The 21,522-nt window shown below is 72.9% G+C and carries 22 protein-coding genes and 2 tRNA genes; 11 read left to right on the forward strand and 13 right to left on the reverse strand.

What is annotated here, in order from left to right; translation table 11 throughout:
* Positions 1-82: 82 nt before the first annotated feature.
* Entirely contained in the window at positions 83-874 is a 792-nt protein-coding gene (locus OHA89_RS03730; RefSeq protein WP_266612836.1) for a bifunctional 2-polyprenyl-6-hydroxyphenol methylase/3-demethylubiquinol 3-O-methyltransferase UbiG, read from the reverse strand.
* Positions 875-935: 61 nt separating this feature from the next.
* The gene (locus OHA89_RS03735) at positions 936-2,369 is read right to left on the reverse strand and encodes an Ig-like domain-containing protein (RefSeq protein ID WP_406365208.1); all 1,434 of its coding nucleotides are present in this window, start codon (positions 2,367-2,369) and stop codon (positions 936-938) included.
* Positions 2,370-2,502: 133 nt separating this feature from the next.
* Between OHA89_RS03735 and OHA89_RS03740 the strand changes: the two genes are divergently transcribed.
* A complete protein-coding gene (locus OHA89_RS03740; RefSeq protein WP_406365210.1) occupies positions 2,503-2,661 on the forward strand; it encodes a hypothetical protein in 159 nt (52 codons plus the stop codon).
* Positions 2,662-2,712: 51 nt separating this feature from the next.
* Here OHA89_RS03740 and OHA89_RS03745 read toward each other — a convergent pair whose 3' ends face one another.
* Positions 2,713-3,219: a GNAT family N-acetyltransferase gene (locus OHA89_RS03745; RefSeq protein ID WP_266612839.1), complete on the reverse strand. Its 507-nt coding sequence runs from the start codon at positions 3,217-3,219 to the stop codon at positions 2,713-2,715.
* 91 nt (positions 3,220-3,310) lie between these two features.
* Here OHA89_RS03745 and OHA89_RS03750 point away from each other — a divergent pair.
* Positions 3,311-3,384, forward strand: a tRNA-Met gene (locus tag OHA89_RS03750).
* A gap of 84 nt (positions 3,385-3,468) precedes the next feature.
* On the opposite strand, the gene OHA89_RS03755 is transcribed toward OHA89_RS03750, so the two are convergent.
* Genes OHA89_RS03755 through OHA89_RS03765 form a run of 3 tightly spaced genes read right to left on the reverse strand, consistent with a single transcriptional unit; the run spans position 3,469 to position 4,671 of the window.
* Complete coding sequence (locus OHA89_RS03755) at positions 3,469-3,954, reverse strand: SRPBCC domain-containing protein (protein WP_266612841.1); 486 nt, start codon at positions 3,952-3,954, stop codon at positions 3,469-3,471.
* Positions 3,951-4,292 (reverse strand): ArsR/SmtB family transcription factor, encoded by a 342-nt coding sequence (locus OHA89_RS03760; protein WP_406365212.1) that lies wholly within the window; start codon positions 4,290-4,292, stop codon positions 3,951-3,953. The genes OHA89_RS03755 and OHA89_RS03760 overlap by 4 nt, the downstream gene beginning before the upstream one ends.
* Before the next feature lie 4 nt (positions 4,293-4,296).
* Positions 4,297-4,671 (reverse strand): VOC family protein, encoded by a 375-nt coding sequence (locus OHA89_RS03765; RefSeq protein WP_406365214.1) that lies wholly within the window; start codon positions 4,669-4,671, stop codon positions 4,297-4,299.
* Positions 4,672-4,765: 94 nt separating this feature from the next.
* On the opposite strand from OHA89_RS03765, the gene OHA89_RS03770 reads away from it, so the two are divergent.
* The 7 genes from OHA89_RS03770 to OHA89_RS03800 all read left to right on the forward strand — a co-directional run bounded on the left by OHA89_RS03770 (position 4,766) and on the right by OHA89_RS03800 (position 9,903).
* A tRNA-Arg gene (locus OHA89_RS03770) sits at positions 4,766-4,839 on the forward strand.
* A 52-nt stretch (positions 4,840-4,891) separates the two neighbouring features.
* Positions 4,892-6,370: an ankyrin repeat domain-containing protein gene (locus OHA89_RS03775; protein ID WP_406365216.1), complete on the forward strand. Its 1,479-nt coding sequence runs from the start codon at positions 4,892-4,894 to the stop codon at positions 6,368-6,370.
* 51 nt (positions 6,371-6,421) lie between these two features.
* Positions 6,422-6,805, forward strand: coding sequence for a VOC family protein (locus tag OHA89_RS03780; protein ID WP_266612848.1), 384 nt, complete (start codon positions 6,422-6,424; stop codon positions 6,803-6,805).
* Between the two features lie 114 nt (positions 6,806-6,919).
* Positions 6,920-7,456, forward strand: coding sequence for a SigE family RNA polymerase sigma factor (locus OHA89_RS03785; protein ID WP_215140552.1), 537 nt, complete (start codon positions 6,920-6,922; stop codon positions 7,454-7,456).
* Positions 7,449-7,838 (forward strand): hypothetical protein, encoded by a 390-nt coding sequence (locus OHA89_RS03790; RefSeq protein ID WP_266612850.1) that lies wholly within the window; start codon positions 7,449-7,451, stop codon positions 7,836-7,838. Before OHA89_RS03785 ends, OHA89_RS03790 begins: the two co-directional genes overlap by 8 nt.
* 84 nt (positions 7,839-7,922) lie before the next feature.
* Positions 7,923-9,125 carry a mannosyltransferase family protein gene (locus OHA89_RS03795; RefSeq protein WP_406365219.1) on the forward strand — a complete coding sequence of 401 codons (1,203 nt, stop codon included), beginning with the start codon at positions 7,923-7,925 and terminating at the stop codon, positions 9,123-9,125.
* A gap of 34 nt (positions 9,126-9,159) precedes the next feature.
* A complete protein-coding gene (locus OHA89_RS03800; protein ID WP_266612852.1) occupies positions 9,160-9,903 on the forward strand; it encodes a tyrosine-protein phosphatase in 744 nt (247 codons plus the stop codon).
* A 3-nt stretch (positions 9,904-9,906) separates the two neighbouring features.
* Here OHA89_RS03800 and OHA89_RS03805 read toward each other — a convergent pair whose 3' ends face one another.
* Positions 9,907-10,149: a hypothetical protein gene (locus tag OHA89_RS03805; RefSeq protein WP_406365221.1), complete on the reverse strand. Its 243-nt coding sequence runs from the start codon at positions 10,147-10,149 to the stop codon at positions 9,907-9,909.
* 132 nt (positions 10,150-10,281) lie between these two features.
* Here OHA89_RS03805 and OHA89_RS03810 point away from each other — a divergent pair, with 132 nt between their 5' ends.
* Positions 10,282-13,425 (forward strand): NACHT domain-containing protein, encoded by a 3,144-nt coding sequence (locus OHA89_RS03810; RefSeq protein WP_406365223.1) that lies wholly within the window; start codon positions 10,282-10,284, stop codon positions 13,423-13,425.
* On the opposite strand, the gene OHA89_RS03815 is transcribed toward OHA89_RS03810, so the two are convergent.
* Positions 13,367-13,747, reverse strand: a complete 381-nt coding sequence (locus tag OHA89_RS03815; RefSeq protein ID WP_215140490.1) for a PRC-barrel domain-containing protein — start codon at positions 13,745-13,747, stop codon at positions 13,367-13,369. The two genes, OHA89_RS03810 and OHA89_RS03815, sit on opposite strands and share 59 nt — an antisense overlap.
* A 116-nt stretch (positions 13,748-13,863) precedes the next feature.
* Between OHA89_RS03815 and OHA89_RS03820 the strand changes: the two genes are divergently transcribed.
* On the forward strand, positions 13,864-14,076 hold the full coding sequence (locus OHA89_RS03820) for an antitoxin MazE7 (RefSeq protein WP_215140491.1): 213 nt from the start codon (positions 13,864-13,866) through the stop codon (positions 14,074-14,076).
* Here OHA89_RS03820 and OHA89_RS03825 read toward each other — a convergent pair.
* From OHA89_RS03825 to OHA89_RS03845, 5 genes are all read right to left on the reverse strand, one after another.
* Positions 14,073-16,970 (reverse strand): glycoside hydrolase family 2 TIM barrel-domain containing protein, encoded by a 2,898-nt coding sequence (locus OHA89_RS03825; RefSeq protein WP_406365226.1) that lies wholly within the window; start codon positions 16,968-16,970, stop codon positions 14,073-14,075. The two genes, OHA89_RS03820 and OHA89_RS03825, sit on opposite strands and share 4 nt — an antisense overlap.
* A 33-nt stretch (positions 16,971-17,003) precedes the next feature.
* Complete coding sequence (locus OHA89_RS03830; protein ID WP_266615262.1) at positions 17,004-17,981, reverse strand: hydroxyacid dehydrogenase; 978 nt, start codon at positions 17,979-17,981, stop codon at positions 17,004-17,006.
* 71 nt (positions 17,982-18,052) lie between these two features.
* The gene (locus OHA89_RS03835) at positions 18,053-18,985 is read right to left on the reverse strand and encodes a carbohydrate ABC transporter permease (protein ID WP_406365228.1); all 933 of its coding nucleotides are present in this window, start codon (positions 18,983-18,985) and stop codon (positions 18,053-18,055) included.
* Positions 18,982-19,935 (reverse strand): carbohydrate ABC transporter permease, encoded by a 954-nt coding sequence (locus OHA89_RS03840; protein WP_266612857.1) that lies wholly within the window; start codon positions 19,933-19,935, stop codon positions 18,982-18,984. The genes OHA89_RS03835 and OHA89_RS03840 overlap by 4 nt, the downstream gene beginning before the upstream one ends.
* Complete coding sequence (locus OHA89_RS03845; RefSeq protein ID WP_406365230.1) at positions 19,932-21,254, reverse strand: ABC transporter substrate-binding protein; 1,323 nt, start codon at positions 21,252-21,254, stop codon at positions 19,932-19,934. The genes OHA89_RS03840 and OHA89_RS03845 overlap by 4 nt, the downstream gene beginning before the upstream one ends.
* Positions 21,255-21,522 lie beyond the last annotated feature (268 nt).

The following is a 21,522-nucleotide window of genomic DNA, read 5'->3' on the forward strand; positions in this document are numbered from 1 at the left end:
TGCCCACCCAAACACGGGTGATGGGCATTCGCCCAGGGGGCTTCGCCGAGAGCGGACCGCGTCGCCGCTGGCTTCGGTTCGGTCAGGCAGCCAGCGCCGTGGTGATCACCAGCGGTGGCCTCGCGCGCTCCGCCGACCAGGTGTGGGCGCGCGCAAGCTGCGGATCCGCGAGGGCGAGCGCTTCCTCCACGGACGGGCGGTGCTGGACGGCGTCCCGGAACCCGGCGCGTTCCAGCAGCCCCGGGATGAGGGCGACGGGCCACGCGTGGTTGCGCACCTCCTGCCAGGAGCCGTCGGTGCGCCGGAGCCGCACGGTGAGTTGCTCGCCCGGCCCGTAGGCCTCGCCCGGGGCGCCGATGCGCAGCGAGGCGTAGTCCATGCCGGTGCAGTCCGGATCGGTGACCAGCAGGACGAACGGGGCTCCGGGCCGCAGCAGTCGGCGGATCTCCGTGAACACCGCGAGGACCGCTTCCTCGGTGGGCAGCGAGGCGAGTACGTGATTGCACATCACGGCGTCCGCGCAGCCGTCCGCCAGGCCGGCCACGCGTCCGTTCCGGACGAGGTGGTACTCGGCCACGGCCGTGCCCGAACCGCGTGCCAGGGCCAGCATTTCGGGCGAGGTGTCCACGCCCAGCACCCGCGCCCCCAGCAGCCGGGCCGCCTGGTCGGCGACCTTCCCCGGCCCGCATCCGTAGTCCACCAGGACCTCGCCGCTGCCGAGCCGGCGGGCGAGGTCCCGGAAGACGAACGGGTAGCCGAGGAGCCAGTCCGTGGCCGCTTCCACGGCCGCGAAGGCCTGCGCGCCCTCGCGGCCCGACCATGCGGCGCTGTCTCCGACACCGGGCTGCCCGGATCCCTGCGACCTGTCGCTCACAGCCTCACTATCGGCCCACCGCAGCGGTGCGGGGGTGGTACGACACGGGTCGCCCTCCGGATCAGGTGGTCGGGTGCAGGCGGGACGGCGCGAGCGGCGCACCGTGCCGGTGCGCGTCGGCCGCGGCCAGGGCGCTGCCCGCCAGCCAGCTCCCCCAGTCGAGGTTCCAGTCGCCGAAGCCGTTGGCGAAGGGGGCCATCTTCTCGCCGCCGCTGTTGACCACTTCGACGATGTCCCCTTCGCGCACCGTCTCGAAGAACCAGGCGGCGTTCTCGGTGCTCATGCCCGTACAGCCGTGGCTGACGTTCTCCTCGCCCTGCGCCTCGACCGACCAGGGCGCCGCGTGGATGTACTCGCCGCTCCAGGTCACCCTGGTCGCGTACAGAACGGGCAGGTCGTAGAACTCCTTGGTGCCGCGCTTGATCCCGACGGTGTCCCCCCGCATCCGGACCTTGGGCTCCTTGCGCAGCACGACCTTGATGCCGGCGCGCGTCCTGAACCCGGCCTTTCCGGTGGTGACCGGGATCGTCCTGATGATCCGTCCGTTGCGGCGTACGGTCATCTCGTGGGCGGCGGAGTCGGTGACGGCCTCGATGCGGTCTCCGACGGTGAACTCCAGCTGCTCCGAGGGGCCGCCGTAACCGAGGTCCCCGACCTCGACCCCGTCGAGACCGCTGCGTACGCGGACCACGGTGTGGGCGGGCCAGTAGGTGCGCGGGCGGTAGTGCAGGGTCGACGCGTCGACCCAGTGCCAGGCGCCTTCGACCTGGGGCTCCGAGGTCACCTGCAGTGCCTGCTCCACCCGTGCGCGGGCCACCGGGTCGTCGGCGGGCACCGGGCGGCTGAGGTCCGCGGTGACGATCTCCCCCGCGCCGTACGTCCCCGGGCGGGGCCCGAACTCGGCCGTCAGCCGGCCCCCGTCGGCGGGCGGGGCGGTCCGGAACGCCATGGTCACCCCGACCGGGGTGCCGGCCGCGTCCTGGGCGCCGACCTGCACGGTGTACATCTCGCCCGCGCGCAGCGGTTCGGTGTTGAGCCAGTGCCCGCTGTCGGGGCCGAGCTCTCCGGCCAGGTGGCGGCCGTGCCCGTCGGTCACGGTCACGTCGGTGAGGCGTCCCGGTTCCGCGAGGGCGATCTCCAGCGGCGCGTCGGCGTCCGTGGGCAGCGCATCCGAGCGGGCTGCGCTCGAGGTGTCGCCGAGGACCGGCATCCGCAGGACGGTTCCGCTGCCGTGGGCGGTGGCCCGGACGCGCTGCTCCCGCCAGCCGCCGCACAGCCCGGGCCGGAAGGTGTGGACGGCGCACCGGCCGGCCGCCGCCGGGCCGCCCTCGTCCACCGCCCGGCCGACCAGCAGGGTGACCGCCGCCTCCTTCGCCCCGCTCCCGGCCGTGTGCTCGGCGGCGTCCGCGTCGGACGCCCGGCCCGGCGCAGCCGCTGCCACCAGCATGGCTCCCGTCACAGCGGCCACCACGCCCCACGCCTTGGTCAGTTGCATTCGTTGCCCTCCCAGATCTCACACGGCCGGATGGCAGCATCAAAACGATCGGGAGCCAAAATGATGATCATGAACTCGGCTCTGGGGCCGAACGGGCACCCCAAGAGAACTCGTACGGAGCACACACCGGCCGGTGGGCTTGGCCGCGGAGTACGGCCTGGCCTCGCTGCGGGCCGTCACCACACCGGACAACGCCGGCTCGCGCGCCGTCCTGGCCCGTAAGGGCTTCACCCCGGCCGGCGAGATCGAGCTGGACGGCCGCCCGGGGCTGCGTTTCGTACGCGCCCTGTAGCGGTGGCGGGCCACCCGGGACCGCCGGCTCCGCCGGCCGCATTCCTTGGCGTCACAGGGTCCGGCGCATGCAGATCCGGGGCCAGCGGTCCAGCCCGTGCTGCGCTTCGCGGGCGCGGATCTCGCGCAGTCCGGGCGTGAGGCCGGCGTCGTCCAGCGGCAGGAAGCCGCAGCGCGCGTAGTACGGGGCGTTCCACGGGACCTCGGTGAAGGTGGTGAGGGTCAGCGCGGGCACCCCCTCGTCGGCGGCGTACTGCGCGAGGTGGTCCAGCAGGGACCGGCCGATGCGGCGGCGCGCGCTGTCCGGGTGGACCGACACCTGCTCCACGTGGAGACTGCCGTCGACGCGGTCGGCGATCAGGTAGGCGACCGGGGAGTCGGCCGGGTCAGCGGCGATCCAGGCCAGCCCGGCCCGCTGGTAGTCGGCGAGTTCCTCGAGCGGGAGCGGTTCGTCGTCGGCGATCTCCGGCATGCCGATGTCCCGGAAGCACCGCCCGGCCGCCCTCTCGATGTCCTGGAGGAGGGGCAGTTCGTCCAGGCGTGCTGCTCGTATGCGCATGGACGCATTGTCGGGGCCGGGCCGCGCGGTGCCACCCGATTTACCCGTGGTCGGCGGCGCCGCCGCAGTGCCGTAGGGTGGGGTTCACCGACGCGGGGTGGAGCAGCTCGGTAGCTCGCTGGGCTCATAACCCAGAGGTCGCAGGTTCAAATCCTGTCCCCGCTACTGATGGAAGGAAGGGCCCGGATCTTCAACGATCCGGGCCCTTCCTTCCTTTTGGCTTGCCTTTTGGCGTGCCTCTTGGCTTGGTCAGAGGCGCTCCAGTACGGCGCTCAGGGAGTCCATGACGTGGCTGCGCCAGCCGCCGCCCATGATCGTGCGGGCCCTCATCTGCGCCGGGTCGTCCGGGTCGAAGCCCTCGTGGACGAGGAAGAGCCTGGTTCCGCGGCCTTCCGGTTCAAGCGTCCACGTGATGGTCCAGTCGGCCCGGCCGGCATCGGGGCCGCCGGAGGCGTCCGTCCAGCGGACCGAGAGCATCCGCCCGGTCTCGTAGGCGAGCACCTCGGCCGCCGTCGTGCCGGAGTAGCCCGTGTTCGGGCGGGGCAGCGAGGTCATCGTGTAGCGGTGGCCGACTTCGAGGCGGAAGTCCGAGGGCATGAGCCACTGGGCGATCAGGTCGGGCTCGGTGAGGGCGCGCCAGACCTTGGCGGGCGGATGCGGCAGGAACTGGTCGACCCGGACCGTGCTGAGGTCCTCGTCGAACCCCTGGTCGGACGCTTCGGAGGCTGAGGTCATGTCTCATCGTCCGGCATGCGGTCCAGGAGGTCGCCCAGGCCCTTGAACCTGTCGCGCCAGAACCGCTCGTACGGATGGAGCCAGTCCTGTACGTCGGCCAGCGGCGCGGCCTCGAGGCGGTAGATGCGCTGGCGGCCGGCGCGCTCCTCCGCGACGAGCCCGGCCTCCCGCAGCACCTTCAGGTGTTCCGAGAGGCTGGGGCGGCGCATGTCGAAGTGGTCGGCCAGGGACTGGACGGACTGCGGGCCGCGCTCGCGCAGCAGGCGCAGGACTTCGCGGCGGGTGCCGTTGGCGAGAGCGGCGAACACGCGGTCCTCGGCGGTACCCGTCGTGACCATGGCGCTAGAAGCCTTCCTTCTCCGTGAGCAGCATCAGGGCGTTGCCGTCGAGGTCGCGGAAACCGGCCATTCGCCCCCAGGGGGCCTCGTCCGGACCGTTCACCTCGAGACCGGCCGCCGCTAGCCTCGCGCAGTCGGCGTCGACATCGGCCGTGACCAACATGATCCCCCGGGCGGAGCCGGGCGTGAAATCGCCCATCCCCGGGCCGGAGAGCGTGAAGACGGTCTGCGCGCCCTCGGGGGCGACCTGCAGCCAGCGCGCCGGGCCGACCTGGCGGTCGGCACGGACCTCGAAGCCCAGGACGCCGGTGTAGAAGGCGAGGGCCCGGTCCTGGTCGGCGACGGGGAGGGTGACGAAGGAAGCGTGCGTGATGTTCATGCCCCCACGATAGGTAGGGATTTTCCTACGTGTCAAACGTAGGGGATTTCCTACCTATGTCCGGCGGCAGCCCGTCGTTATGATCACCGGCGGCAGGGCCGTAGCGCAGAGGTCGTCGCACCTGGCTTGCGCAGCCGGAGGACGTCGGTTCGAATCCGACCGGCCCTGCCGCCTCCCGCCCCGCTTCCGCCCCCCACTCCTGCCTCGAAGGGTGCTGACCATGAGCAGAAAACCGCTGGTGGGCGGGCTCCCCGTCGAGGAGGTCGCCCTGTGGCACCGGGTGCGGCGCTTCGCCGTGCCGCGCTGGATGATCGAGGGCGCGACCGAGGCCCGGCTGGCCGGTGACTGGCGCGCGGCCTGCGCGGTCGCGGCCGTGGACGTCGCACTCGACCTGGCGCGGATCGGGGACCGGCACGGCGCCGCCGTACGGGACGCGGTCGCGGACGACCTCGCCCACCTGGCACCCGACCTGCTGCGCTGGCACCTGCCCCGGGCGCCCGCGTCCGGGGGCACGACGCTGGCCGCGCGCCGGGTGGTCCTCCTCGCCCCCCACGGCGGCGTCAGGCGCAGGTTCCGGACGCACGCGCAGCCGTCGTACCTGGTCGTCCGCACCCCTGGGGCATGGGACGGTCCGCAGCGGCTGGTCCTGGACCTCCTCAACGCCGACGACCCCGGCCTGCTGCCCGAATACCTCGTGAAGGACTGGACCGCGGCCCGCCACTTCTGGGACGCCCGGCACGCCCCGGAACTCCGCGCATGGTGCGGGGGCGGCGGCGGGCAACGGCTCCCGTTCTTCCACGCGGACGGCACTCCGCTCGGACCACGGGAGCTGCCCGACACCGACCCCGGCTCCGGAGGCGATCCGGCCGCGCGGGAGGAGTGGATCGCCGTCCTCCAGGCCCGCGGGGACCTCGTGGGCGCCTTCGCGGCCGCCGGTGTGGACGTCGATCCGACCGCCGTGCCGCTCAACTCCGGCTGGGGCCCCGGGGAGCCGGAAGCCGTCATCGCGGCGCTTCCCATGGACCTGCCGCGGACCGTCCGGGAAGTGCGGCGTCTGCTCGCGGCCGGGGTCGCCGACCGGTTCCGGATACCGGGCGGGTACCGCGGTGACGTCCTGGTCGAGCCGGCCGGCCCCGGGCCGGACGCCGCTCTGCGCGCCCGCGCCGAGGGTCCGCACCGGGACGCCGGACTGGCCACGGTCCCGGGGATCGCATGGCGGCGCATGCCCGACCTCCAGCTGGTCCGTACCGGGCGCCTCGCGCCGGAGGAGCTCCACCCGCTGGTGGCGGCCGCCCTCTTCCCGGCATCGGGCCCCGCCTGCGGGCCGCCCGGCCCGCCCGCCGTCCTGGAACCGGTGCGGGTCAGATGCGGCGGCGAGTGGCACCTGGTCGGCTTCCGCGACGGGGAGCTGCGCGTCCCGCACAGTGCCCGGGAGCAGCTGCGCGAGCAGGCCATGCTGGCGTTCGGGGGCGACGTCTCCGGGTGCTTCGCCGTACAGCGCGCCTGGGCCTCGGGGCGGGGGCGGCTGCCGCGCGCCCTGCGGCCGCTGCGGCGGGAAGTGTTCGAGCGTGCGCGGCACGGCGACACCCCCGGGCTCGCCGCCCTGCTGGCCGCCGGACTGGACCCCGCCGTCCGGGACAACGAGACCGGCCACTCCCTTCGGGACGTGCTGCGCCGCCTCGACCCCGAGGCGGGCTGACGCCGCCGGGAGGAGGATGGGAGAGGGACCGACGCGTCGACGGGAGTGATCATGTTCCAGGACACCAAGGCGTTCAGCGGGTTCTCGGTGGACGACATCACGAAGGCCAAGGAGTTCTACGGCGGGACGCTCGGCCTGCGGGTCTCGGAGGAGAACGGCATGCTCTTCCTGAACCTCGGGGGCGGCGGCACCGTACTGCTGTACCCCAAGGACAACCACCGGCCGGCGGAGTTCACCGTCCTCAACTTCCCGGTGGACGACATCGACAAGACCGTCGACGCGCTCACGGCCCTCGGGGTGACCTTCGAGCGCTATCCGGACTTCGACGCCGACGCCAAGGGCATCGTCAGGGAGCAGGGCGAGGGCATGCCGTCGATCGCCTGGTTCAAGGACCCGGCGGGCAACGTGCTGTCCGTACTCACCGAACCGTCCTGACCGAAGGCCGCTCCCTGCGCCGCGCCCGCGCATCACGGCACCGCGGCGCCCCTGTGACGGCACTCACACTTCTTCCCGGTGTTCCGTGTCGACCGGATGCGGTCCGGCGGGCGTATGCCTGGTGAGAGGGTCACATGGATTCGGGAGCGATTTTTGACCGTCGAGGAGTTCGAACAGTTCTACGCACACGCGGCGGGACGGCTGACAGGTCAGTTGTACGTCATGCTCGGCGATCATCATGAGGCTCAGGACGTGGTGCAGGAGGCCTTCGTCAGAGGCTGGGGCAGACGGCATCAGCTGGACCGGGACGGCCGGCCCGAGGCGTGGATCCGCACCGTCGCGTGGCGGCTCGCGGTGAGCCGGTGGCGCGTGCGCCGTCGTACCGCCGACGCCTGGCAGCGCACTGCCCCCGCCGGTCATGTGGAGGGTCCGGGGCCGGAGGCCGTCGCCCTCGTCGACGCGTTGCGCCACCTGCCCCTCAAGCAGCGCCGGACGATGGCTCTGCACTATCTGTGCGATCTGACGGTCGAGCAGATCGCCGCCGAGACCTCCCTGTCCGCGAGCACGGTCAAGACCCATCTCACCCGGGGCCGGGCCACCCTCTCCCGCCATCTGCAGGACCCCCGCATTGAGGAGGCGCCCGATGCATGACTCCCACGATCCGCTGCGGTCCCTGTTCCGGGAAGCGGCCTCCGCGGGGCAGTCCGGGGCCGGTCTCCCGCCCGTCTCCGTCATCGCCCGGCGCGGGGAGCGGGCCCGACGGCGCAGGATCGTCTCCGTGGCGGCCGCCTGCCTCCTGGTCCTCGGCGGGACCGGCGCCGCCCTGTCGACGCTGCTGCCGCACGACTCGAGCCCGACCCTCCCGGCGACCACCCCCTCTCCCGTGCCGCCGTCCCCCGTGCCGACCGCGCCGGGCGCTTCGGCCACGCCCGGCGCTTCGACCTCACCGGGCGTGACGACGTCACCGCCCGCCCCGCCGCCCACGACTTCGGGTCCGGGCAGATCCACCGCCACGTCGTACCCGCCTCAGTAACCCCTCCCTCCCCATCAGCGGACACCGGCCCCGGAACCACGGCCGGCGGTTCCGCACGCCTTCAGCCGAGCAGGAGATCCACCCATGTCCGTTTCCGCCCCGCCCCGGCCTGTCGAGGTTCCCCGCAGGCCCGCGGTGCGCCGCCCGGTGTTCGCGTGGCGCCCCGGCCGTGCGGACCGCGAGGTGCTGTGGCTCTACGTGCTGACCCGCGTCGGCCTGTGGACCACCGCGGGAGCCGCCCGCTGGCTGTTCCCCTCCGACGACCAGGCGCGGAACCCCGCTTCGTTCCTGTCGCCCTGGCAGCAGTGGGACTGGTGGCACTACCTCCACATAGCCCAGGACGGCTACTTCCCCGACCAGGCCGGTCCGTGGACGGTCGGCTGGGACAACAGGGAGGCCTTCCTCCCCGGCTTCCCCCTCACCCTGCGCGCCGTCCACGCGGTCGTCCCGCACTGGGCCGCGGCCGGAGCGCTCATCTCGTTCGTCGCGGGCGGCGTCGCCGTCCTGGCGCTGGCCCGCATCGCCCGCCGCCACCTGCCCGACCCGGACGCGGGCCGGCGTACGGTGCTGTTCTTCCTGCTCTCGCCGTGCGCCGTGTTCCTCGCCGCCGGCTACACCGAGGCGCTGTTCCTGGCCCTGGCACTGCCTGCCTGGCTGGCAGCCCAGCGCCGGAACTGGCCTGCGGCCGGGGCCTTGGCCTGCCTGGCCTGCTCCGTACGCGTCACCGGGCTCTTCCTCGTGGCCGCGCTCGTCCTGCACTTCGCGCTCACCACCCGGGGCAGCCGGGCCTGGCGCGCGGCTCCCTGGCTGTGCCTGCCCGCCCTCTCCCCCGTGCTGTACAGCTGGTACCTGGAGGCGGGGACCGGCGACTGGATGGCGTGGAAGCACGCCCAGGAGCGCGGCTGGTACCGGGACTTCCACGCGCCGTGGGATGCCTGGGCCAACACCTGGAACGCCGCCTTCCATCACCTCCACCCCACCGGCTACGCGCTGATGTGGCAGGCCGAGCTCCTGGCCATGCTGGCCGGGGTGATCCTCCTGGTCCTGCTCGTACGAGGCCGCCGCTGGCCCGAGGCCCTCTACATCGGCCTCACCCTGTGGGCGCTGGGCACCTCCTACTGGTACACGTCGATTCCCCGTTCCACCCTGCTGTGGTGGCCGCTCTGGATCGGCCTGGCCGCCTGGAGCCACCGCCGCCCCCGGGTTCTGACGGTGTACCTGTGCGTCGCGGCCCCGCTGGCCACCACGGTCGCCCTCACCTTCCTCACCGGGCGGTGGGCGGGCTGAGAAGGGCGGCCGGTCGCGGCATAGAGTGCCGCCTGTGGACAGACACATAACCTTTGAGCGGCTGCACAACTTCCGTGACCTGGGCGGCTATACGGCCGCGGACGGCCTGACGGTGCGCTGGGGCCGGCTGTTCCGGTCCGACTCCCTGGGCAAGCTGCGGGGCGAGGACTGGGAACGCTTCCTGGAGCTCGGCGTCGAGGCGGTCATCGACCTGCGGTACTCCTGGGAGATCGACGCGAAGGGACGGGTGCCCGGGCATCCGTCACTCGCCTACCACCACCTCAGCATCGAACACCGCCCCTACGACCAGGCGGCCCTCGGCCCGGAGGTCGAGACCGGGCCCTACCTCGCCGAGCGGTACATGGAAGTCGCCCACGACGGCGTCGGCGAACTGCGCCGGGCGCTTGAGGTGATCGCCGCCCAGGAGGGCCCGGTGGCCTTCCACTGCGCGTCGGGCAAGGACCGCACCGGTCTGCTGGCGGCGCTGGTCCTGGCGCTGCTGGGGGTTCCCGAGGAGGTCATCGTCGAGGACTTCGCCCTCACGGAACTCGCGACCGGCCGGCTGCTCGCGGACTGGCGGGCGGACCACCCCGGCCAGGAACCCGCCTGGCCGGGGTACGGGCGGGCGCCCGCCGAGGTGATGCGCCTGTTCCTCGCGGCCCTCACGCGCGAGCACGGGTCCGTACGGGACTACGCGGCAGACCTGCTGGGCGCGGACGACACCCTCGTCGCCGCCCTGCGCGAGAACCTGCTCGAACCCGCCCGGCAGAACGCGTAGGGCTCAGCCCCGCCGGGTGCGCGCCTTGCGCTCCCGGCCGGGCACGGGCTCGGCCCGCCAGGAGCGGTGGGCTTCCAGCAGCCCGGCACGCTCGTCGGGGTCGCTGTCGCGCAGGACCATCCGCAGGGTCACCAGGTCCCGCAGTCCGCGTACCAGGGCGGCCGGTGCACGGCGGGGCCCGAGGGCGAGGCGCACGAGCAGGCCGAGCACGAAGGGCGCGGCGATCAAGGCAAGTTGGAGGTTCACGGGTACTCCTCGTACGTCGAAGGTTTCGGTTCGGGCAAGGGCCGGCCGGCCTCGAAGTACCAGGGATAGCCTCGACAGGCGTTCACAGGGGTGATGTGAACCGGAACGTACGGCCTGGTCAAGGGGTGTTGGGTGGAGGGTCTGAGCACCGAGGTCCCGGGCGGCGCCCACCGGGAGCTGATCGCCCGGATCCGTACCGCGCTGGCCGGGCGGAAGCAGAGCGAGGTGGCCCGGGACGCCGGCATCCAGCCGTCGACCCTGAGCAACATCCTCAACGCGAAGGCGGTGCCCACCCTCACGACGCTCGACGTGCTCGCCCGCGCCCTGGGGATCACCGGACCGGCCCTGGTGGAGCTGCGCCGGCTGCGCGAGCGGGCGGACGTGCGGACGCGCCGCATCGACGGCTACCTCGCCGCGGCCCGCGACGCCGCGCGGGAGCACCCGTACGCCGGTGTGCTGCCGGGCACCACGCCTCCGCTCGCCGCGGTCTACTTGCGGCAACGGGTGCGCCGCGCGGCCGAGGCTGCCGGGGCGGCCACCGTGCCGGCCGACGAGGTCCCGGCCGGCGGGCGGGTGTGCGTGATCCTGGCGGGGCCCGGCGGCGGCAAGTCGAGCCTGCTGCGGACCTGGCTTGCCCGGGGCACGGGCCGGTGGCTGAAGGGGCGGGGCGAGGAGAGCGTGCCCGTGCTGGTACCCGCCGCCGACCTCGTCGACGCCCCGCTGGCGGACGCCCTCGCCGCCTCCGTGAACCGGGAGCTGGAGGGACTGGTGGAGAAGCTGCCGGCGGCCTTCTTCGGCTCCGAGCCGCAGCCGGGGGCGGGCTGGCTGGTCCTGGTGGACGGGCTGGACGAGGTCACCGACGCGGCCGCCCGGCGCAAGGTGTTGCGCCGCCTCGCGGACGCCTCCGGCGGGGAGCATGCCGGTCTGTACCGGTTCATCGTCGCCACCCGCCCGCTGCCAGGGCGGGAACTCGACCTCCTGGGCACCGACGTGCCCCACTACGCCCTCCAGCCCTTCGGCCGGGACGACCTGCCGCTGATCGCCGGGAACTGGTTCCGGTGCCTGGAGGTGGCGGACCCCGAGGGTACGACGCGGCGGTTCCTGCGGGCGTTGGAACAGACCCGGCTCGCGGCGCTCGCACAGGTGCCGCTGATGACCGCGATGCTGTGCCAGCTCCACGCGGCCGCCCCGGACCAGCCGTTGCCCGCCGGGCGCGGGCAGCTCTACCGCAAGTTCGTCGACCTGCTCCACCGCCAGCAGCACCGGGCCGGTTCGCACGGCCTGCCCGTGCTGACCGCGGGCCTCGGCCGCTACGGACCCGGGGCGCTCGCCGCCGCCGAGGAGACGCTCGACCACCTCCCCGAACTGATCGCCCGCCTCGCGGCCGAACGCCACGCCGGGAACATCCGGCCCGCGCTCGACGTCCTGTGCGAGCAGCCGCGGGCGCGGCGGCCCGCGCGGGTGCCGGAGGGCGACTGGCGGGCGTTCCTGGACACCGCCGCCCGGCGCGGCGGCCTGCTGATCCCGCGCGGCGGCGACCTCGTCTTCCTCCACCAGACGCTGCTGGAACACCTGGCCGCCCGCCATGTCCTGCGCGACCCGAAGGAGGGTGCGCGGGCCATCCGGCGGGCCTTCCACCAGCCCCGCAGATGCCGGCCTGCGGTTCCGATGTCCGTCTACGCCAGGGGGACACCACCCGGGGTCCGGCCGCGCGCGTGGGGCCTGCGGTACTGGGCGCCGCCGACCGATTCCTCCTCGACCGGGTTCCTCCTCGACGCCGCGCACGACGCCGGTCTCGGCCTGCGCAGGTCACCGCTCCGGCGCCTGGCGTCGCGGGGCGGGCTGCCCGGCTGGGAGTTCGTGGCCGCCCAGGCCCACATGGGGACCCGCGTTCCCGACGACGTGGTCGCCACGGCAGCGGGGCGCCTCCACGCTTACACGGGCCCCGAGTTCAGTGCCCGCATCCGCACCCAGGCCGCCGAGGCGCTGACCCGTCTCGGAGACCCCCGGGGACCGGATCTCCTGTACGGCTTCGCCGTCGATGCGTCCTGCCCGGAGTTCGATCGGTTTCGGGTGGCCGGGGCCCTGGTCGAGTACGGGGATCCCCGGGGCCCCGCCTCGCTCGTCGTCGTTTCCGGGGACCCGGTCGTCTCCAGCAAGGTCCGCCGCGACGCCGCCGCGGCGCTGGCCACGATCGGCGACCCCCGCGCCGCGGGCCTGTTCCTCGCGATCGCCCTCGCCGGGTCCTCCTCCGGCCGCGACCGTGTCCCGGCCGCCGAATCCGCGGCCGAACTGGGCGACCCCCGTGCCCTGGACGCGCTGTACGCACTGTGCCTGGCACCGGACATGCCCGCCGCGTACCGTGTGGCGGCCGCCGAGGCACTGGCCACCCGCGGCGACCCACGGGGCCCCGCCTCGCTCCTGTCCGTCTCGCTGGACGTGAACGTGCAACAGGCGGTGCGCGTCAGAGCGGCCGGGGCGCTGGTCTCCGCGGGTGATCCCCGTGGGGCCGACCGCCTGCACGCCCTCGGCCTCTCCTCCGGCGGGCCGGGGCAGGCCCGTTTGGAGGCCGGTGTGGCGCTGGCAGGCATCGGCGACCCGCGCGCCGCCGAGGTGTTCCACTCACTCGCCGCCAACCGGGGCGAGGGTCAACACGATCGCGTCCGCGCGGCGAAGCAGCTGGCGGCGCTCGGGGATCCCCGCAGCCACGGCCTGCTCCTCGCCCTCTCCCGGGACCCGGGCATCAGCGGCTCCCCACGTGTGGAGGCGGCGACGGCACTGGCCGCGCTGGACGAACCGGCCGCCGCCGAACAGCTGCACGCGCTCATCTGGGCCCGGGCCCTCTCCACCCGGGACCAGTTGGCGGCCGCCGTGGCGCTGGCCGGCCTGGGCGACCGCCGCGCCGCCCACGCCCTCCACCTCCTGGCACTGTGTCCCGAGGTCCCGGACCCGAGCCGGGTGAATGCCGCCAGGGCACTGGTCGGGCTCGGCGACCCGCACGCCGCCGACCTCCTGCGCGCCCTGCCCGCGCTCTTCGACCCGAACACCTTCGGCGACTATCTGCTCGACGTTCCACGGCTGCTGGCCGGCCTCGGAGACGCGCGGGCCGCAGAGCTGCTGGCCGCCCTGCCGGCGCCGCTGTGGCCGGGAGAGCAGACGTCGAACCTGGTCAGGGGGATCCTGGAGGAGGTCGGCAGGCCGCCCCGGGGACCCCGGCCTAGACGCGGTTCCCGCCGAACGGGCCGCCGAACGGGCCCGCGAAGCCCCAGTACGTGACCAGCACGTCGCGGTAGCCGGGGTCGCCGAGGTGCTGCTCCCGGTGGAACTCAGGGGCGGCCTTGATCTGTTCCTTGGTTCCGTCCACGTACACGGTCCGGATCTCCGGGTCGATGCGGGTCACCGCGCCCGCCGGAACGAGGACCTCCCTGCCGAAGATCCACACGCCGGTGTCGACCACCAGATAGGCGTCGCCGGCCTCGTCGTTGTGCTGGTCGACCTTTCCGATGTGGCCGTCCGTCGCCTCGACCGTGTAGCCCGTGAGGTCGGTGCCTGCCAGATGGCCCGAGGTCGACCGGTAACTCCATACATGCTGCGTCACTCGAAAGCTCCTCGGTTCGGCGGGCGGCGGGTCCTTCCCGCCGCACCTCCTCGCCTGCCCGGTGAGCGAAGCCGTAACCACCCCCGTCGGGGCCCCGGACGGCGCATACTCGGACCATGGCTGACACCACCACAGTCGAGGTCGACACCGATGTCCACGACCGGCTCGCCGCGCTCGCCGCGGCCCGCGGACTGAGCCTGCGCGCGTATCTGGCCGAACTCGCCGCCGCCCAGGAGAACCAGGCCGCCCTCGCCCGCGCCGCGCGCGCCTTCGACGAGGCGGTCGTGCGGCCCGGGTTCCGCGAGGGCTTCGCGCGCGACTTCGCCTAGGCCTGAGGTCGGTCCAGCGGCGCGAAGCCGAGCCGCAGCGTCGTCCGCCGTGCGCGCAGTTCGTGCTCCGGCAGGGGGCCCGGACCGCAGGAGGCCGTGCCGATCCCGTGGTGTGCGGCGTCGAGGTGCAGGTGGACGCGGTCGCCCGGCACGAGGTCGGTGGTGTGCCGGGCGGCGGCGAGTTCGGCCGCCGTCCAGCGGCGGGCGGTGAGGTCGTACCAGGGGTCGCCGGTCACCAGCAGTCCGCCGCCCGCCCCGGTCAGCCGGGCCCAGCGGACCTGATGCCGGTTGCCGTTCTCCTGCGGGCGCACGTACGGGGTCTGCAACGCGTCGACCGTGTGACGGTGGCGTCCCAGCCGCGCCGCGGCCGCCGTGTCGCGGTACGCCTCGCCCGGGCCGCGTCCGTACCAGTCCACGGTGTCGATCCAGCCGGGCAGGGCCGTGCGCAGCCCGATGCGCGGCAGCGCGCCCGGCCAGTCCCCCTCCGGTACGACGGTGAGGTCGAGCCACAGCGTGGAGCCGTCGGTGCGCCAGCGGTACGTGGTGTGCATCGCGGCGTCGGTGCCCGCGGCCGCCACCCGGGTGGTGACGGTCAGCGCGTCGCCGGAGGCGTCCAGCCCGGTCAACCGGGTGGTGAGCCGGTGCAGTCCGAGGGCCTGCCAGCCGTCGGCCTCCCGGCCTCCGAGCCGGTCGTTGTCGGTGGGAGCGCGCCACAGGTCGAGTACCGGACGGTCGAGCGGCAGCCCGCCGACGGCTCGCAGGCCGCCCGTGGCCGCGTCGAACCGGCCGGGACCGACGAGGACGTCGGCGCCCTGCCGTGACAGGGGTGCGCGCCGTCGCACCGGCGGCGGCGCCAGCGGCGACACCGCCTGGCCCCAGGCGATGTCGTGGCCCGCCCCGGCCCAGGGCTCGTCCCGGGCGAGGCGGGCGGTGACGGTGAAGGCCCGTTCGCCGTCCTTCGCGGGCGGCAGCGCGGGCCACGGCAGGAGGGTGTGCTCGCCGGGCCGCAGTACGGGGACCGCCAGCGGGCCCTGCGCGAGGGGTTCGCCCTCGTCCTCGGCCCGCCAGTCGAAGCCGAGGTGCCCGGTGTCGCGGAAGTCGTGCCCGTTGCGGATCAGGATGCTCTCCCCCGCCGGGTCCAGGTCGATGGTGACGGGCTCGATCACCTTCTTGTACTCGATCAGGCCGGGCGAGGGGGTGCGGTCGGGGAAGAGGAGCCCGTCGGCGACGAAGTTCCCGTCGTGGACGGGCTCGCCGAAGTCGCCCCCGTACGCGTGACGGGTGCGGCCGTCTGCGGTCCGCCGGGCGATGCCGTGGTCGATCCACTCCCAGACGAAGCCGCCCTGCAGGCGCGGGTACCGCTCGAACAACCGCTGGTACTCGGCCAGTCCGCCGGGTCCGTTGCCCATGGCGTGCGCGTACTCGCACAGGATGAAGGGCAGGGCGCGCCGGTGTGCGTCGAGCGCCGGGTCCGTGGTGGCGGGTTCCTCGCCGCGGCCGATCAGTTCGGTCTCGGCGTGGTCGGCGTACATCCGGCTGTAGACGTCGGCGTAACCGCTGTCCTGGTCGCCCTCGTAGTGCAGGAGCCGGGAGGGGTCCCGGCGCCGGGTCCACGCGGCCATGGCGGCGAGGTTCCGGCCGGTGCCGCTCTCGTTGCCGAGGGACCACATGATGACGCTGGGGTGGTTCTTGTCCCGTTCGACCGTGCGGCTCATCCGGTCGAGGTACGCATCCTGCCAGCGCGGGTCGTCGCTCGGGTTGGCGTGCCAGCCGACGGGTTCGAACCCGTGCGTCTCCAGGTCGCATTCGTCGACGACCCAGAGGCCGAGTTCGTCGCACAGGTCCAGGAAGGCGCTGTCGGGCGGGTAGTGGCTGGTGCGGACGGCGTTGATGTTGTGCCGCTTCATCAGCAGGACGTCGTGGCGCATGGTCGCGTACGAGAGGGTGCGGCCGCTCTCCGGGTCCCATTCGTGGCGGTTGACCCCGCGCAGCAGCAGCGGACGGCCGTTGACCTGGAGCCGCCCGTCCTCGACGGTCACGGTGCGGAAGCCGACGCGGATCCGCACGCGTTCGCCGGCGGTGACGAGTTCGCCGTCGTAGAGGTGCGGCTGCTCGGCGGTCCAGGGGACGACGGCGGGGAAGGCGTGCGGCCCGGCCGGGTCGGCGTCGTGCAGGCCGAGCGCCGGCACGTGCAGGCGGGCGGCGGCTCCCGTGGTCTCCACGCGGAGGGTGCCCCGGCCGGTGGTGTGGTCGTAGTCCGCGTGCACGAAGACGTCGTCGAGGCGCTGCGCCGGCCGGGCGAGGAGGCGTACCGGGCGGAAGATGCCGGACAGCCACCACATGTCCTGGTCCTCCAGGTAGCTGCCCGCGGACCACTGGTGCACGCGGACGGCCAGGAGGTTGCGGCCCGGGCGCAGGGCGCCGGTGGCGTCGAACTCGGTGGGGAGCCGGCTGCCCTTGCCGTCGCCGAGCCGCTGCCCGTTGAGCCAGACCGCGAAGCAGGAGTCGACGCCCTCGAAGCGCAGGACGGCGCGGTCGGCGGGCCAGGGCTCGGGGAGGGTGAACGCGCGCCGGTACTCGCCCGTCGGGTTCTCGTCGGGGACGTGGGGCGGGTCCACCGGGAAGGGGTAGGTGACGTTGGTGTACGCGGGTGCGCCGAAGCCGTTCAGCTGCCAGCAGGACGGTACGGGCAGCTCGTCCCAGGTGTGATCGTCGAAGCCCGGGGCTTCGAACCCGGCGCTGAGGTCGTGGAGTCCGGCGGCGAGGCGGAAGCGCCAGGGCCCGTCGAGTGCGAGGCTCGGGGCGTCCGAGTGGAGGGCCGCCCGGGGGGCGAGCCGGCCGCGGCCGGGGGCCCGGTCTTCGACGTACGCGGTGTCGCGGGTGGTGCTGGTCATGGCTGGCTGTTCTCCTACGGGGGGTCGTGCCGGTCACGCCGAACGCAGCAGCTCGTCCGGGCCGACGCCGTGGGCGAAGGGCCGGCCGTGTGCGTAGCGTTCCACCTCGTCGATGGCCCAGTGGGCCATACGGGACAGCTCGTTGCCGAGGGAGCCCGCGATGTGCGGGGTGAGGAGCACGTTGGGCAGGGTGAAGAGGGGCGAGCCGGCCGGGGGCTCTTCGGGGTCGGTGACGTCGATGACGGCGTGGATACGGCCGGTCCGCAGTTCGGCGACGAGGGCGTCGGTGTCGACGAGAGAGCCGCGCGCGGTGTTGACGAGGGTGGCCCCGTCGGCGAGCCGCCCGAGCAGCTGCGCATCGAACATGTGGCGGGTCTCGGGGAGTTGGGGCGCGTGGATGGAGACCACGTCGCTGCGCGAGACGAGTTCGTCCAGCGGGAGCGGGCACACGCCGAGGGCGGCGGCCTCCTGCGCGTCCACGTACGGGTCGTAGAGCAGCACGTCGAGGTCGAAGGGGCGCAGCAGCTCGATGACCCGGCGGCCGATGCGGGAGGCGCCGACGATGCCCACGGTGCGCCGGTAGTTGCCGTATCCGGCGAAGTAGGGCAGGAGTTCGTACGCCGTGCGCTCGCGGCGGTAGCGCCGGGCGCTGTCCAGGACCCGCTTGTTCGCGAACAGGATCGCTGCGAGGGTGAACTCGGCGACGGGCCGGGCGTTGGCCTCCGCGGCGGAGGAGACGGTGATGCCCCGCTCCCAGACGGCCGGGGTGATGTGGTGCTTGACGGACCCGGCGGCGTGGACGACAGCCTTGAGGGCCGGCAGCCGGCGCAGTGCCTCCTCGTCGAGGAGCGGGGAGCCCCAGTGGGTGAAGAGGACCTCGGTGCGGGCGAGCAGCTGCGGGTCGGCGGCCCGGTAGTCGGTGACGAGCAGCGCGGTGTCGGTGTCCGCGACGCGGGGCAGCCGCTCGAGCGCGGCGGCCTCGAGGAGGGTGCGGTGGACGGTGGCGCCCATGGCAAGGAGGGTGCGCGGGGCTCCGGCCGCGGGGGGCCCCGGTTCGCGTAGGGGCGTGGTGGTGGTCACGGTCACTTCACCGCGCCCGCGGTCAGACCCGAGCGCCAGAAGCGCTGGAGGCAGAGGAAGGCCACGGCGAGCGGCAGGACGGAGACCAGGGAGCCGGTGATGAGCAGGGCGTACTGCTCGGGGTACTGGGTGAGCGTGGCGTTCCAGTTGAACAGGCCGAGTCCCACCGGGTAGAGCTCGTGGTCGTTGAGCATGACCAGCGGGAGGAAGAAGCTGTTCCAGCTGCCGGTGAAGGAGAAGAGGAAGACGGTGACGAAGGCGGGCGCGAGCATCGGCAGGGCGACGGATCCGAAGGTGCGCAGTTCGCCGGCGCCGTCCATGCGGGCGGCCTCCAGGGTCTCGCCGGGGACGTAGCCCTCGGAGAAGATCCGGGAGAGGTAGACGCCGAAGGGGCTGACCAGGCCGGGGATCAGGATCGCCCAGTAGCTGTTGACGATGCCGGCCTTGGAGGCCAGCAGGTACATGGGCAGGGAGATGACGGTGGCGGGGACCAGCAGGCCGAGGAGGATGAAGCCGTACAGCTTCTCCTTGCCCCTGAAGTCGTACTTGTCGAAGGCGTAGCCCGCGCCGAGGCTCAGCAGGGTCGAGGCGAGGGACCCGAGGACCGAGTAGACGAAGCTGTTGAGCAGCCAGCGTCCGAAGATGCCGTCGTTGTACGTGAACAGGTCGCCGAGGTTGGCGAACAGGTTGAAGTCGCCGAGGGTGAAGCCGGGCTTGCCGAAGAGGTCCGCGTTGTTCTTGGTCGCGGCGAACAGCAGCCAGGTGAGCGGCATCAGGGTGTAGAGGGCGATCAGGGCGAGGAGGCCGTTGACCGCGGCTTTCGAGGCGAGGATCCGGCCGCCGGTGCGCGGGCGGCGGGGCGGGTGCGGGTGGCGGCGGCGCGGGGTGCCGCCGGGCGCGGGGTGCGCGGTCTTGTCCGCGGTGAGGGTGCTCATGCTTCCTTCCACCGGTTTCCGAGCCTGGTGACGACAAAGGACAGCAGGGCGCCGAGCAGGGCCAGGATGAGCGAGGCCGCGGCGGCTATCCCGTAGTCGTGCTTGGAGAAGGCGGCCTGGTAGATGAACATCGTCGGCGACCACTCGGGCGACAGGCCGGTGGCGTCGTAGCGGAAGGTCTCCGGCTCGGTGAACAGCTGGATGGCGCCGATGCAGGTGAAGAGGGTGGTGAGGACCACCGAGGAGCGGATCATGGGGAGTTTGACGGACAGGGCGGTGCGGACGGCGCCGGAGCCGTCGACGGTCGCGGCCTCCAGCGTCTCGCGGGGGATGGCCTGCAGGGCCGCGTAGAAGATCACCATGTTGTAGCCGATCCACTGCCAGGCTGTGGCGTTGGCCATCGAGAAGAGAATGGCGTCGTCGCCGAAGAAGTCGGCCTTGGCGCCGGCCCAGTCGAGGAACTGGTGGATCGGGCTGAGGCCCGGGGTGTAGAGGAACACCCAGATGATGGCGGCGATCAGACCGGGCACCGCGTGCGGCAGGAACGCGGCGAGCTGGAAGAACCGCTTGGCGCGGGCCAGGGTCGAGTCGATGAGCAGGGCGAGGACGAGGGCCCCGCCGATCATGACGGGAATGTAGACCGCGCAGTACGCCGCGATGTGCAGGAAGCCGGTTTGCAGGGCGGGGGCGGTCAGTGCCCGGACGTAGTTGTCGATACCGCTGAAGAGGGTCTGCGTTCCGCCGAAGCCGAGGCCGGAGGACTGCTCGCGGAAGAGGCTCAGGTAGGCCGCGTACCCGATGGGCACGACCATGACGGCGAGGAAGAGCAGGACGAACGGTCCGATGAGCAGGGCGGCGGCGGTGCGTTGACCGCGCCGGCCGCGGCCTGAGCGCCGCGTGCTGCTGGGGGCGAGGGGTGCCGGCTTCACGGCGAGTGGTGCCGGCTTCACTTCGCGAGCTTCAGACCGCGGTCGTTGATCAGCTTCTCGGCCGTGGCCTGCGCCGTGTCGAACGCGGCGGCGAAGTTGCCGTCCTGGGCCTTGGCCAGGGCCGCGACGAGGTCGACCGAGGTCGCGTTGTGGACCGGGCTCCAGACCCAGCCGGTGGCGATGTTCGGTACCTGCTCGGAGGCGGTGGCGTAGATGTCCTGGCCGCCGTAGAACTTGGTGTCGAATGAGGCCTTCGCCGTCTCCCGGAGCGCCTCGTCGGCGGGCATGGCGCTGGAGGTCCCCGGGCTCAGCCGGGCCTTGACGGCCTCCGGGCTGGTGGTGGCCCACTTGATGAACTCGGCGGCGGCCTCCGCCTTCTTGCTGTCCTTGATGACGGCGAAGGAGGAGCCGCCCACCATGCCGATCTTGCCGTCACCCCAGCCGGGGAGCGCGGCGGAGGCCCACTTGCCCTCCTGCTTCGCCTGCTCGGTCTTCAGGCTGCCCGCGCTCCAGGAGGCGCCGAGGCGGGTGTACACCTTGTTCTCGGAGGCCGCCTTGGTCGATTCGGGGCTCCACGCCTTGTGGTTGAAGACCAGGTCGTTCTTGACCAGGTCGCCCCAGTACGCGGCGACCTTCTTGGTGGCGGCGTCGTTGATGTTCACCTTCCAGGCGTCGCCCTCCGTGCCGTACCACTTGGCACCGGCCTGCTGGGCGAGGCCCGCCCAGGTCGCCGACTCGTCGCCCCAGAAGGAGGTGATGCGGGCCTCGGGGTCGGCCTGCTTTATCTGCTCCGCGGCCGTCCGGAACTCGTCCCAGGTCTTCGGGACGGCGATCTTGTGCTGCTCGAAGAGGTCCTTGCGGTAGTAGAGCATCTGCGGCGCCACGTCGAAGGGCGCCGCCCACAGCTTGCCGCCGAGGGTGACCAGGGCCTGGACCTGCTCGGGCTGCTTCTTGACGGTGGGTCCGAGCAGCTTGGAGGAGTCGGCGAGCAGTCCCTGGGTGACGAGGTCGGGGACGGCCTGGTACTCGATGTTCATGACGTCCGGGCCGTTGCCCGCCTTCACGGCCGCGGCGAGCTTGTCGTAGCCGCCGGCCAGGCCCGCGGGCACCTCGGCGAACTTGACCTTGATGGTGTCGTGGCTCGCGTTGAAGGCCTCGGCCGTCTGCTTCGTGCCCGGCATCCAGGACCAGTAGGTGATCTCCACCGGCTGGGCGGCGGTGCCGCCGCCCGCGGCCTTGCCGGAGCCGTCGCCGTCGCCGCAGGCGGTGGCCAGAAGCCCCAGGGCGGCGAGGGAGGCGGTGGCGGCGACTGTGCGGAACAAACGTGAAGTGCGCGACATGGCACGGCTCCTACGGGGCCTCGTACGGAAGGAGTGGGGTGAACGGGCACCATCGTTTGTCCGAAACCGATCGCAGTCAAGGGTGAACGCACATAACAATCGAATAGACAGGCACTTTCCGTTAGGTTTCGATCGAGACGCTCAATACGTTCACTCCAGGGCGGGTTCAAGCCAGTCGTTGAGCTGCACCTGACAATTCAAGGTCCCTGTGACACCCTCCGTGACGCACTCCCGCGAGGCCTCCGGGCCCTCGCATCACCCCCACAAG

Source organism: Streptomyces sp. NBC_01546, from assembly GCF_045208355.1.
In the GTDB taxonomy this organism is placed as follows: domain Bacteria; phylum Actinomycetota; class Actinomycetes; order Streptomycetales; family Streptomycetaceae; genus Streptomyces.